General features: G+C 42.5%; 12 protein-coding genes. 3 read left to right on the forward strand and 9 right to left on the reverse strand.

Going from position 1 to position 12,360, the window contains the following annotated elements:
• The first annotated feature begins 224 nt into the window (after positions 1 to 224).
• Together NKF87_RS09185 and NKF87_RS09190 are read left to right on the forward strand one after the other, a co-directional pair.
• Positions 225 to 479, forward strand: coding sequence for a hypothetical protein (locus NKF87_RS09185; protein WP_055281722.1), 255 nt, complete (start codon positions 225 to 227; stop codon positions 477 to 479).
• Between the two features lie 115 nt (positions 480 to 594).
• Complete coding sequence (locus tag NKF87_RS09190) at positions 595 to 1,587, forward strand: asparaginase (RefSeq protein WP_028087214.1); 993 nt, start codon at positions 595 to 597, stop codon at positions 1,585 to 1,587.
• A 463-nt stretch (positions 1,588 to 2,050) separates the two neighbouring features.
• On the opposite strand, the gene NKF87_RS09195 is transcribed toward NKF87_RS09190, so the two are convergent.
• The 7 genes from NKF87_RS09195 to NKF87_RS09225 all read right to left on the reverse strand — a co-directional run bounded on the left by NKF87_RS09195 (position 2,051) and on the right by NKF87_RS09225 (position 8,534).
• Positions 2,051 to 2,308 carry a hypothetical protein gene (locus NKF87_RS09195; protein WP_028087213.1) on the reverse strand — a complete coding sequence of 86 codons (258 nt, stop codon included), beginning with the start codon at positions 2,306 to 2,308 and terminating at the stop codon, positions 2,051 to 2,053.
• A gap of 70 nt (positions 2,309 to 2,378) precedes the next feature.
• Complete coding sequence (locus tag NKF87_RS09200) at positions 2,379 to 3,731, reverse strand: MATE family efflux transporter (protein ID WP_117598342.1); 1,353 nt, start codon at positions 3,729 to 3,731, stop codon at positions 2,379 to 2,381.
• The gene (locus NKF87_RS09205) at positions 3,731 to 5,020 is read right to left on the reverse strand and encodes a serine dehydratase subunit alpha family protein (RefSeq protein WP_117598341.1); all 1,290 of its coding nucleotides are present in this window, start codon (positions 5,018 to 5,020) and stop codon (positions 3,731 to 3,733) included. The genes NKF87_RS09200 and NKF87_RS09205 overlap by 1 nt, the downstream gene beginning before the upstream one ends.
• Positions 5,021 to 5,038: 18 nt before the next feature.
• Positions 5,039 to 5,995, reverse strand: coding sequence for a ketopantoate reductase family protein (locus NKF87_RS09210; RefSeq protein WP_055281731.1), 957 nt, complete (start codon positions 5,993 to 5,995; stop codon positions 5,039 to 5,041).
• Between the two features lie 251 nt (positions 5,996 to 6,246).
• Positions 6,247 to 6,609, reverse strand: coding sequence for a VOC family protein (locus NKF87_RS09215; RefSeq protein WP_006428918.1), 363 nt, complete (start codon positions 6,607 to 6,609; stop codon positions 6,247 to 6,249).
• Between the two features lie 68 nt (positions 6,610 to 6,677).
• On the reverse strand, positions 6,678 to 7,094 hold the full coding sequence (locus NKF87_RS09220; RefSeq protein ID WP_117598340.1) for a C-GCAxxG-C-C family protein: 417 nt from the start codon (positions 7,092 to 7,094) through the stop codon (positions 6,678 to 6,680).
• Positions 7,095 to 7,136: 42 nt separating this feature from the next.
• Positions 7,137 to 8,534, reverse strand: a complete 1,398-nt coding sequence (locus tag NKF87_RS09225) for a sodium-dependent transporter (RefSeq protein ID WP_117598339.1) — start codon at positions 8,532 to 8,534, stop codon at positions 7,137 to 7,139.
• 158 nt (positions 8,535 to 8,692) lie between these two features.
• Between NKF87_RS09225 and NKF87_RS09230 the strand changes: the two genes are divergently transcribed.
• Positions 8,693 to 9,781, forward strand: coding sequence for an ABC transporter substrate-binding protein (locus NKF87_RS09230; protein ID WP_117598338.1), 1,089 nt, complete (start codon positions 8,693 to 8,695; stop codon positions 9,779 to 9,781).
• 63 nt (positions 9,782 to 9,844) lie between these two features.
• Here NKF87_RS09230 and NKF87_RS09235 read toward each other — a convergent pair whose 3' ends face one another.
• Both NKF87_RS09235 and NKF87_RS09240 read right to left on the reverse strand, forming a co-directional pair.
• Complete coding sequence (locus tag NKF87_RS09235) at positions 9,845 to 10,348, reverse strand: CarD family transcriptional regulator (protein WP_055281743.1); 504 nt, start codon at positions 10,346 to 10,348, stop codon at positions 9,845 to 9,847.
• A gap of 189 nt (positions 10,349 to 10,537) precedes the next feature.
• Positions 10,538 to 12,358, reverse strand: coding sequence for a DUF6320 domain-containing protein (locus tag NKF87_RS09240; protein ID WP_117598337.1), 1,821 nt, complete (start codon positions 12,356 to 12,358; stop codon positions 10,538 to 10,540).
• Positions 12,359 to 12,360: the final 2 nt, after the last annotated feature.

Genomic DNA, 12,360 nt, shown 5'->3' on the forward strand with positions numbered 1-12,360 from the left:
ATCAGATCTTCTTTATCTGTTATTTTTATTTATTATTTTAAATTGTAACTATTCTTCTTTTCAGCTTTAACGCTCTAATATTTCACAACATGAAGTATTATACCGTATAATTTTCTTTTTTTCTACCCATTCTATACCGGAAAGCAGGTTTTCCTCTTTTTTTACTAAATAACCACCATTTATTCACCCCTCTAATATATCTGAATTATAAAGGAGTTTTTATTATGAAGAAACATGAAAAAAAGACTGTAAATGTAAACCCATTATCCAACCAGGAACTCATTGATTCTTACGATTATCTCGCAACTGCTGCCTCTTCTCATGACTGTACCGGTCTGATTCCTTCTGCACCTCTTAATCCTGCGGAACTAGATTCGTATGAGGAACTTTATCCATTCCTTCCTCCGGTCTCATCCGCAGATGATGCTCCGGAGCAGGCTCCGCCTTCCGGTAAAAATCCATCTGATATTAAGGGTTAATGTCCATCTGAAAATACTCTGCAAAATACCTGTTTTTTCTTGACATGCCTTCCAATCACAGCTAATCTTATAGAAGTATAAAAAATATATTATGTATATTGAGAGGTAACTGATCATGAAAAACATACTAATGATAGCAACCGGTGGTACGATTGCATCCAAAGAGGGGGATCTTGGATTGACACCGGCTGTGACAGGGGAAGAACTTGCAGCCAGCGTACCGGGAATCAAAGACATCTGTCATCTGGAAATACTTCAACTTATGAACATCGACAGCACCAATATGCGTCCACGTCAGTGGCTGATGATCCGTGATGCAATCATGGAAAATTATAACAACTACGATGGGTTTGTCGTTCTTCACGGAACAGACACCATGGCATATACTGCTGCCGCCCTGTCTTATCTGATCCAGGACAGTGTAAAGCCAATTGTACTGACCGGTTCCCAGAAACCAATGGCCAATCCTTATACCGATGCAAAGATCAATCTGTTCCAGAGTATTCTGTATGCTGCCGACGATCTTTCCTGCAATGTCTGCATTGTATTTAACGGAAAAGTTGTTGCCGGAACCCGCGGACGTAAGCAGCGCACCAGAAGTTTTGATGCATTTGACAGTATGAACTTCCCTGAACTTGCCATTATCCGTGACAGCCGTATCATCCGTTACTATACGGAAGAACGTCCCGCTCCTCAGGATTTGAAATCTTACGCAAGTCTTAATGACCGTGTCTTTGTGCTGAAACTGACTCCGGAAGTCAAAGCTGAGATTTTCGATCTGTTGAGTGGTCACTATGATGCTATCATCCTGGAAACCTTTGGTATCGGCGGTATCCCGGAATATGATGATTCCTTTGAAAAAGCGATCTTCTCCTGGGTAGATTCCGGCAAGACAATCGCTGTCACCACACAGGTGCCGGAAGAAGGCTGTGATCTTGGCGTATATCAGGTTGGAAAAAAATTCAGTAATCATAAAGGAATCCTGCAGTCCGATGATATGACAACAGAATCTATTGTTGCAAAACTGATGTGGATTCTTGGTCAGACGGATAAACAGGATGAGATTGCACGGTTATTTTATCGCGAGATCAATCACGACAGAGTCTGAGTTGATTTGGGATTTAATTCAGAAAGGCACGACGACCCGGACCTGCATAAAAAGTAGAAAGCCGTTCCTGTTCAGGTTCCGTCGGCGGGAAATACTAAAGCGTCAAAATTATGCTAAAAACGGGATTCCGAAATTTGCAACTCGCCATTCGGCTCAAACAGGCAAATTTCGAAAACCCAACGCATAATTTTGACGCTTAACTATTTCCAACACCTTCTTCACATTCACTGGAACGGCTTTCTACTTTTTATTCCGTGGGTGTCGAATACCTTACAAATTAAATGGCAATTGCGTAACGGTTGTGGCCTCCACCGGGTTACACTTCCGGGCATTTTATTTATTAACATTCGCTGCCAGTTACGACTTGAGGGAAACAATAGATAAGGATAGAAGTCTTATCTATTGTTTCCTTCAAGGACTGAGAGGCCGCTTCCCCAGTTAATAAATTAAATCCCAAGTAAATCTATGCATCGAAGTCTACTTCAAATGTACCTTCCGGTGTCTTCATCGTCAGAACTCCCAGATTAAAATCCTCATCCCGAATCGTAATATGATACTCAAATACCACATCTTCTTCAAATTTTGACAATAATAAATACGTCCCGTTTTCTTTTCCATCGATCTGATCACAGATATCATCATATACATCTGCCCCCGAGATTGGTCTCGGATATCCGGATGCCTTTATTTTTTTTTCAATCAATTCATATAATTCATTCATTTTCTTTCTCCTTTAATCTTCCTGATTATTATTTGTTTTGATCTCATACTCTATTGATTCATAATAATGGTTAAATCACCTTATACCTTAACCATCTTCTGCTATGGAATCTCCATGTAAATATTACTGCACGCACTGTCCAGTCGGCAAACATTCCGATCCAGACACCCATCGTTCCAAATCCCAGAAATCGGATCAGTATCACGCACAGACAAAATCGGCACAGCCACATGACCAGACACGACGTGATCATAGAAAATTTTACGTCTCCCGCCGCACGAAGTCCGTATGCCGGAACAAATGCCAGCGTCCATACAATCGGCTTCACAATCGTAATCCAGATTACCATATGGAAACACATCTTTGCACTTGCAGGCTCCATGCCGCCAAGAACTGTTACAGGTCCGGTCAATGCAAATACCAGCAAGCAGCTTACAATGATTGCCACTTCCGCGATCACGCTTAATTTTTTTATGTAATAGACCGCCTCATCTTTTCTGTCCGCTCCCATACACTGACCTACAATTGTCATCAACCCTACACCAATTCCGATTGCCGCCATTCCATTCAGATTCTCCAGAATATTTGTCATTGCCTGTGCTGCGATTGCTGTTGTACCTAATGTTGATACGGTAGACTGTATCGCCAGTTTCCCAAGCTGGAACATACTGTTTTCCACACCGGACGGAATTCCGATTCCGAGTATTCTCCGGATCATTGCCCAGTCCGGACGGATTTTCAGGTAATCTCTTACCACGATTGGCTGCCGGTCTTTTCTTAATTGAATCAATACTACCACTGCACAGAATATACGGGAGACCAGTGTAGAAATTGCCGCACCCGCAACTCCCATATGGAAAATCCAGATCATAATTGCATTTCCAACAATATTCATCGCATTCGATATCATGGAAATGAGCATTGGACCCTTCGTATTCTCCTGCGCGCGAAAAATGGATGCCGCCGAATCATATGCCGCTATGAACGGAAATGAAATAGCTGTATAAAAGAAATATGTCTCTGAGGCTCTCATAACGTCTGCTTCTACTGAACCAAAAATCAGGCGCAAAAGCGGTTTCTTAAATCCCAGACATAACACACTGACTGCGATCGAGATGGCCGTGATGATGAATAACACCTGTCTTGCAGATTCATTCGCCATCTTTTTATTCTGTTGTCCGATATACTGTGAACAGACAATTGCTCCTCCTGCTGCCAGTGCCGAAAATGCCTGTATCACAAGAATATTGATAGAGTCCACCAGCGATACTGCCGAGATAGCTGCAGATCCAATATTACTTACCATCATCGTATCTGCCGTTCCCATAATTGAATTCAATAACTGTTCCAGAACGACCGGTATCAGAATACCGGCGATCATTTTATTCGAAAACATATGCTGTTGTTTCACTTTTTCTGTCATCACTTTTTCTGCTCCATAATATGAATGATTTCTTTATCCGTCTGCGCCATCCCCTGATTACCAATCTGTGCCATATGACGGATACAGTCTTCCGGTGTCTCTGCACAGATACCGTCACTCACACGAAGCGGCGCATCATGAACGGCCGTCAGCGCACAAAGCAGGGCTGCTGCTGATCCTGTTGCAACCTTCATTGCACAGCCGACCTTTCCGCCGTCACAGATCATTCCCGTTACCGTCCCGGACATATTTCGCACCGCATACCCAAGCTGTTCGTCACTGCCTCCCAGCAGGTAAGCAATTCCTACGGATGCAGCCGTTGATGATGCCATGACACAGGAGCACATCGGTGACAGCTTTCCTATATAAGCATTGATATAACGGTTCACCAGGTGAGCAATTGCAAGCGCACGCACCTTTTTCTCCATTGACACTTCCAATGCGTCTGCTGCTTCACTGACCGGCAGGATCACTACCAGACCTTTTGTTCCCGCACCGGAACTGCTCATCGTCGGCAGCGGACAGCCGTCCAGACGGCTCTCGGCTGCCGAACTTACTTTCAGCATAATTCTGGTCAGCAGATCATTCTTCAACACCTCTGAACCTTTTTCACTCCGAAGCGTATCTGCAATTCCTACTCCGACTTTCTTATCTTCGGAATAAGCTGCCAGTCTTTCATTCATTTCCACTCCATCCATCAGGAAATGTAATTCTTCCTCTGAAGCTGTATCTGCAACCTGGCGGATCTGTGCAATTGTCATCTGTTTCAACGCCTCAATCAGAGCATTATCTGATGCCTGTCCGTTTTCCTGATTTTTTTCATATATAATCTTTCCATTTTTCTCCAGATATACAAGATTCGTATGTGTTCCTCTGATGACCGATGTGATCATATCTGCTTCTGTCTTGATCTTACATTTCACATACAATCCCTGCTCCTGCTCTTTAATCTTCACGGATACAGCAGCCATACCGCACAGTTCTTTCATCTGTTCCAGAATTTCCGGTGTGATATCTTCCAGAAGTTCCAGCCCTTTTTCCGGATTCTTAAGATATACTCCCAATGCTGCTGCATATGGAAGTCCTACATAATCACAGCCTGGGATTCCTGCCGACATTCCATTTTTATAGATTCCTGCATTTACTTCCACTTCTATCGAACGGATCTTATTTTCCGTCATTTTCCCTGCATTTGCTGCGCACAGTGCTACACATACCGGTTCCGTGCAGCCAAGTGCCGGAACTACGTCATTCTTTAAAAGTGTAATCATTTCTTCTTTTTTTAACATATCTCTTCTCCAAACTTTTTATTTCGACCAGGTTGGTTCTTCCTCTCCTGTATAGGCAAATCTGCCGTCATTCTTTTCTTCCAGTGCTTTGATCATATGATAGGTATATTCATTATATGGTGTTGGAATCCCCAGTTCTTTTCCCATACGCATCAGCGCTCCGGAAAACATATCGATCTCCGTATGACGTTCTGCATCCAGATCCTGTAATGTGGAATAACGGGCCTTTGGCGGAACCGCACTTCCCCGTCCGGACATTCTGTCCGCTTTACTGATGTCAATTCCTTTCGCTTCTGCAATTGCTTCCAGTTCTTTTTTCAAACCATTCTGAATTGCTTTCATATGTTCACTGTCCCGGTAACAGCCAACACCTGCTCCCAGGATTGCCTGTGGCAGATTATTGCAGACATTCAGACGGAATTTACACCATACTTCTTCTATTGCATATTCCGTTGAGCGGTAATGGATTCCCGTACCGGCAAACAGTTCTTTCACCGCCTTTACCCTTTCACTTTCGTATGGGGCTTCATATTCACCGAAGATGATCCCAAGTGTTGTCTCCGGATCGAAATGATATCCGTCCGCTTCTCTGTGCGACGCTACTTTAATCACAGCCGGAAGAATGTGTGACTTTCCAATCTGTTCTGCGATGATCTCTTCGCTGTCCACGCCATTCATCAGGCTCATTACACTGGTATCTTTTCCAACTATTTTTCGGATGCTTTCCAATGCTCCCGGTAATGCACCGTATTTTAACGAAACGATCAGGAAATCCACATTTTCTGCTTCCTCTGGTGTCCACACCTCCGGATGATAGACCTTTCCGTTGATCGCACAGCCCTGACGGCTCAGTCTTTCCTTTCTCTCTCCTTCGGCGATCACACCAAGCTTTATATCTTCACGGTCCGCAAGTCCCCAGATCACATAGGAACCTACCGCACCTGCACCTAATACTGCAACTGATGTTATCTTCATGATTCTTGTCCTTTCATGTTCTGTCTCTGTTAATCCTCAGAATCGACCGCCAGCAACTTCTCTTGCATACTTTTGTATCTACATGACCTGCCACTGGCAGTTCCTTACGAACACATGGCGATACCAAAAAAATGGCTGCAATCAGTTCCCTGACTGCAACCATTTTATCACATTTTTTATACTTCGGTAGGATTATTTCAATTTTCCGTATTCTTCATCGGATACTGCCTCGCACCATTCATTGGAATTCTTTACATCGGTGTTCCTACTTCGATCAGATTGCCATCCGGATCATAGAAACGGACCACCTTCTGCCCCCAGCTGTGTGTCATCAGCCGGTTGACATACCTAACATTAGGATACAACTTTTCAAGCTTTCTGGCAAATGCTTCGATATCCGGTTCTTCGAAATATAACTCACTGGCATGATTTTCTGGAATAATATCCTTATTCAGAACTTCTTTCCATATCTTTTCGTCCTGAAGTACCAGGCCTTCCGTTAATATCACATTGCCGTCATTGTCAAGAATTGTATTCAGTCCGAACAGGTCATGATAGAATTGTTTGGAATGTTCGATATCTTTTACAACAATTAATATATTTTTTAATCGCATTTCTTTTCTCCATTATGCATTGACTTTTCCCGGATTTCATTTTCCCTGAGCTTTATTTTATCCAGACTTTATTTTCCCTGTTCTGCCAGATATTCTTCTGTCAAAGCTACGGCATCTGCGATACACTGTGGACAACTGCAGAGAACTTTTCCTGTCTCCACACCTTTTAACTCCCGGCAGATGCAGGAACCATTTTTCTCTTTGAATTTTTCTACTTTGCTTCGGATCTTCTTATATGTATCCCCTTTGGTTCTGGATCCTTCTTCTGTGCCTCCCTGACTGTTATCAAGGCCGATGATCATTGCCATTCCAGACAATGCACCACACATCTCCATCACGCCCATACCCAGACCAAAACCTTCTGCGATACGAAACATATCGTCTTCACTGATTCCGAATTCTTTGCAAAATGTACAGGCTACTGCCTGGGCGCAGTTGCATCCTCTCTGGTGTAATTCTGCTGCATGTTCTGCTTTTGTACTCATATTTCTCTGATCTCCTTTTTGCTTCATTTACTTCCAATATTATTATTTCATAATCATATTCAACACACCTGTTGACTGCAGGAACAGAATCACCATGATAACCGGCATAATATAACGCATCATCACATTATATAACTTTTTACGTTTGAATTTCTCGCCATTCAGTTCCATTTCCTCTGCAATCCATGACGGCTTCATGATCCAGCCGATCAAGATTGCTGATAACAGCGAAATAAACGGCATCATAAAGCTGTTACTGATATAGTCCATGATATCCAGAAGCTGTCCTGTACTTCCGTTTGGAAGTGCAACTTCTACATAGAAGATGCTGTATCCAAGTGCGATCACTGCTGTTGCGATAAGGTAGATCACCGATAACACTCTGGTCGTCTTCTTACGCTCTGTGTGAAATAATTCCATACAGTTTGCAGTGATTGATTCCAGTACCGAAATGCAGGATGTCAATGCGGCAAATCCTGCCAGTACAAAGAACAGAATTCCGATCACACGTCCGACCGTTCCCATACTGTAGAATACCTTTGGCAATGATACAAACATCAGTCCCGGTCCCGCTGACATTCCGTCCAAACCGGAGAATACGAATACTGCTGGGATGATCATAACACCGGCAAGGAATGCAACTCCGGTATCCATGATCTCAATCTGCGATACTGCCTTATTCAGATCTACATCTTTCTTAACATATGAGCCATATGTAATCATAATTCCCATTGATACACTCAGAGAGAAGAACAGCTGGCTCATTGCGTCCAGTGTAATCTGCAGGAAGCGGCCAACCGTAATTCCTGTCAGATCCGGTTTCATATACACCTTAAGCCCCTGCAATCCGGTACGTACCGTTCCATCATCCAGCGTAGTCTTCAATGTAAGTGAGAAAATTGCAATTCCGATTACCATAATCAGCAGAACCGGCATGATAAATTTCGAAACCCGTTCGATTCCCTCTTCTACACCGTTATATACGATCAATGCTGTCAGCAGCATAAAGATCAATCCATACCACACCGACGATGGTGAAGAAATGAATGCGGTAAAGCAGTCATCTGCTACTGCCTGCTTCCCTGAGCTTGTAAGATAAATAACAATGTATCTTAAAATCCATCCGCCTATAACTGCGTAATAGGTCATGATCAACACCGGAACCAAGAATGTGATCACTCCAAGAAATTTCCATTTTTTCTGCATTGATTCATAAGCATAGATTGCACTTTTGCCTGTCTTGCGGCCAATTGCAATATCCGTAGTCAATAACACAAATCCGACCGTCAACACCAGTACTAGATAGATAAGCAGGAACAATCCGCCTCCATCTTTTGCCGCCAGATATGGAAAGCGCCAGAGATTTCCTACACCGACTGCGCTTCCGGCAGCTGCAAATACAAATCCAATCTGCCCGCTAAAGCTATTTTTTTGTTTCATACTCTTTTTTCCTCTCATTTTCGTTAATACTTCAATATTTTACCATTAATTCATTAAAAATAAAACAAGAAATTTTGTAATCCATCCACCCCCTGTCACTGATCTTTCACATCTGAATATACTATAAAGCATAGAATATATTTCCCTGGGAGGATCTTATGAAAAAGTGTATCACCGCTCTTCTTCTACTTTTTACACTATCCGTCACTTCACTTTTGGCATGCACATCCGCTGATAAACCGGAATCTGCGACAGGCAAAACTTCAAAATCTTCAAAATCTATCAATGATAAAAAGACGGATCTGATTCCTGTCACACTGAATGAAGTCGCTCATTCTATCTTCTATGCACCGATGTATGTTGCAATGGAAAAGAATTATTTTGAGAAGGAAGGGATCGACCTTTCTCTCGTGACCGGTTTTGGCGCCGACAAGACCATGACTGCTGTCCTTTCCGGAACAGCCGACATCGGATTTATGGGATCAGAAGCTTCCATTTATACTTATAATGAAGGGGCTCATGATTATGTCGTGAATTTTGCACAGCTCACTCAGCGAGCCGGAAACTTCCTAGTTGCCAGAGAGGATATTAAAAATTTTAAATGGGAAGATCTGAAAGGCAGAAAAGTTATTGGCGGGCGGAAAGGCGGCATGCCTGAAATGGTATTCGAATATATCTTAAAGCAGAATCACATTGACCCAGCCTCTGATCTTACAATTGACCAGAACATTGATTTCGGTTCTACAGCTGCAGCCTTTGCTGAAGAAAAAGCAGACTATGACTTCACGGTAGAATTTGAACCAGGCGCAACCAACCTTGAAAAACAAGAAAAAGGATATGTTGTAGCTTCTCTCGGAACTGACAGCGGATATGTCCCATACACCGCATTCTCTGCAAAGAAAAGTTACATCTCGCAACATCCGGAAATCATTCAGGGATTTACCAATGCTTTGCAAAAAGGTATGAATTATGTGGCATCTCACACTCCGGAAGAAATTGCTCAGGTAATTGCGCCTCAGTTCAAAGAGACGACACCGGATACCATTACAACCATCGTATCCCGTTACTATGAACAGGACACATGGAAGAAGGATCTAATCTTCCGTCAGGAAAGTTTTGATCTTCTTCAGGATATTTTAGAAGATGCCGGAGAACTAAAAAAACGTGCTCCGTATAAGAATCTTGTAACGACAATTTATGCCGAAAAATCCGCAAAAGCAGTTAAAGATACAACGATTTCACATTAATCACAAAAATAATGTTGCAACCATTTCTTTGGTTTGCAACATTATTTTTGACTCTGTCTTCTCCTATTCTCTCTCTGTATCCAAATGCTCTTTCACATAACCACTGACTTTATCTCTCGGCATCTCCATCACCACCGCCAGTTCCCCATACAGGAACTTTTCAGCACTGGACATATATCTCTCATCGATATTAATCGTCTTTTTCCCTGCCTGGATTCTTTCTTTATTTCTCCCATAAGATGTCTTGATCAATGAAACCCATTCTCTGCACTGATTGTGTAATAACGCATTTTTGTACATTGCTTCCCGCTGCTTTTCATTCGTCACACCGATTGTATCAATCTCCGACATCTCTTTGATCAGATTCTCTGCTTCTTCTTTTGTAATTAACTGTCTGATCTGCTCCCTCTTGTTGTCAACCGGTGTATAGACCGTTCCGGCTGCATCATATACCGGTTTTAACGTATAATACTCTTTATCCGAACTGCCCATATCAATCTTTCCAATATTTACCACTTCACAGACGCCCTCCTTATAATGCGCCACATAATCTCCTATTCTGAACATTTCTGCCTCCTGTTCTTAACACTTCTCTCATGGTAACTTCTGCAGACGTATGACAACGCTAAAAGGGCGCACAATCCGAAGTTATATCGAACTGCACGCCAACTTTTCTGGTATCGTATTATGAAATTTGTAAACGCGCTGACATAAACTCTTGATATAGCTATTATAACATAACTCTTGATATCAGTGTCAACCAACGTGAAATTTTTTATGCATTTCTTCTTTAAATTCTTTTCTTTTGAACATGATAAGTCCAATCATCAGCAGAAAACTACAGCCGATACAGATGACAGACGGGGTTCTGTAGCGGATCACCCCTGTCATGAGCAGTACGAACGGCAGTATCATCGAATATACCGACGCCATTACATAATATATCATATACTCTCTTGGTGATAATGACCGTATTCGGGATATGATCAGCATTACAATCTGGATCAATAGGCAGATATTCGGGATTCCGATATTTACCGACCATCCCCTCCATCCGGTTCCCAGATCCCATAACACGCAGATGCCGGACATGATCAGAAGCTGCCACGCCGCATTCTTCAACAGGTTAAAGCGCTTCACATACCCAACTGCCATCGTCAACCACATCGTTGCACAGCCGGACGCTACATATACCGACCAGTGTACCCCAGGGGATATGATGATATCGGTCATCATACTGAGCACAATTGCTGCAATACAGCAGAATGTAAATATCTGCAACACTTTCTTCCCTTCGTAATTTGCTTTTGCATCCTCCGGAAAATCTGCTTCTGTAACCGTAACCTGTACGCCGAGTTCTGTCAGTATCCGGTAAAAATTCCGCTGGATATTTGTACTGTCATATCTTGATGTAAAACTGAGTGAAAGTGTATCCTTAAAAGAACAGATACATAATTCTGTCCGGTTCGTACTGGTATACACTCCGAATTTTTCAATATAGTCCGCATAATCTTCCGGCATCTTTACTACACTCATATTAGAAAGCACAGCCGTCACTTCCTGCTCTGCCATCTTAGCTCCTGCACGGATACACCGGTTCTTAAGTTCCAGAGGTGCCCACTTTAAAATTTTATGCTTTTCTATTGCGATCAATTCATTCATCCGACCTGCCATATGTTCCTTAGACAGATTCTCCCGAAAATATATCTTAACTGTTTCCAGTACATCTTCAAACGAATCTTTTTCTTCTCCAAACTGATATCCCGGTTCTATATAACCAAAGAAATTCAGCATCGAATCGGATGGAAATATCTTTCTTAAATTCACCGGAACCATCAGTATGACCGGCTTTTTTTCCTGTATCCGGCTCATTTCCTCATGAATTGCACATATGAATGCCGTCGTTAAAAGCACCGACATGGATACTCCCTTTTCCCTGCTGATGCCCAAAAGTTCTTTTACCGGCACAGTCGCCTCATTGACTTGCAGTTCTTCGTATCCCTTTCCGTTCTTTTTAATCTGAAATGCCTTGATCTTCTTCTTTTTCTTTCTTGGAAAATCCGGATCGTAATAACGGCTGAAGCTGTCATCCTCCTGATCCTTTACCGTCAGATACTGATCTGATAATTCAACCGGTTCAAGTTCATCCTTATGAACCAGATGTAGATAATTCTTCACCAGTTCCCGCAAGAATTCCGTCGCGCCGGTTCCATCAGTCAGTGCATGAAACACTTCAAAATTAATCCGTTTTTTATAATAGGTCACTTCGAATAGAAGCGTCTTTTTATCCCGTACATACAGACTGCTGCATGGTTCTTTATATTCTTTTCTTACTATCGGTCTTAATTCGCTTTTCTCCAGATAGTGCCAGAACAAGCCTTTTCTCATGACCGACAGGAATACCGGATATTTCTCAATTGTCTGATCCAGTGCCTCCTGCAAGGCATTTTCTTCCACTTCTTCCTTCAGTTCACAATAGAACCGGAATACTCTGGTATCTTTCGGACTGCTGGCGGCAGAAAATAACTTTGCCGCATTATCCAGACTTCTCCAGTAAGCACGTTTTTGTTCAAACACTG

The organism is Dorea longicatena, from assembly GCF_024168045.1.
In the GTDB taxonomy this organism is placed as follows: domain Bacteria; phylum Bacillota; class Clostridia; order Lachnospirales; family Lachnospiraceae; genus Dorea_A.

Coding starts and splice junctions, on each gene's coding strand:
- NKF87_RS09185 (WP_055281722.1), top strand. CDS start 225: ATGAAGAAACATGAAAAAAAGACTGTAAATGTAAACCCATTATCCAAC.
- NKF87_RS09190 (WP_028087214.1), top strand. CDS start 595: ATGAAAAACATACTAATGATAGCAACCGGTGGTACGATTGCATCCAAA.
- NKF87_RS09195 (WP_028087213.1), bottom strand. CDS start 2,308: ATGAATGAATTATATGAATTGATTGAAAAAAAAATAAAGGCATCCGGA.
- NKF87_RS09200 (WP_117598342.1), bottom strand. CDS start 3,731: ATGACAGAAAAAGTGAAACAACAGCATATGTTTTCGAATAAAATGATC.
- NKF87_RS09205 (WP_117598341.1), bottom strand. CDS start 5,020: ATGTTAAAAAAAGAAGAAATGATTACACTTTTAAAGAATGACGTAGTT.
- NKF87_RS09210 (WP_055281731.1), bottom strand. CDS start 5,995: ATGAAGATAACATCAGTTGCAGTATTAGGTGCAGGTGCGGTAGGTTCC.
- NKF87_RS09215 (WP_006428918.1), bottom strand. CDS start 6,609: ATGCGATTAAAAAATATATTAATTGTTGTAAAAGATATCGAACATTCC.
- NKF87_RS09220 (WP_117598340.1), bottom strand. CDS start 7,094: ATGAGTACAAAAGCAGAACATGCAGCAGAATTACACCAGAGAGGATGC.
- NKF87_RS09225 (WP_117598339.1), bottom strand. CDS start 8,534: ATGAAACAAAAAAATAGCTTTAGCGGGCAGATTGGATTTGTATTTGCA.
- NKF87_RS09230 (WP_117598338.1), top strand. CDS start 8,693: ATGAAAAAGTGTATCACCGCTCTTCTTCTACTTTTTACACTATCCGTC.
- NKF87_RS09235 (WP_055281743.1), bottom strand. CDS start 10,348: ATGTTCAGAATAGGAGATTATGTGGCGCATTATAAGGAGGGCGTCTGT.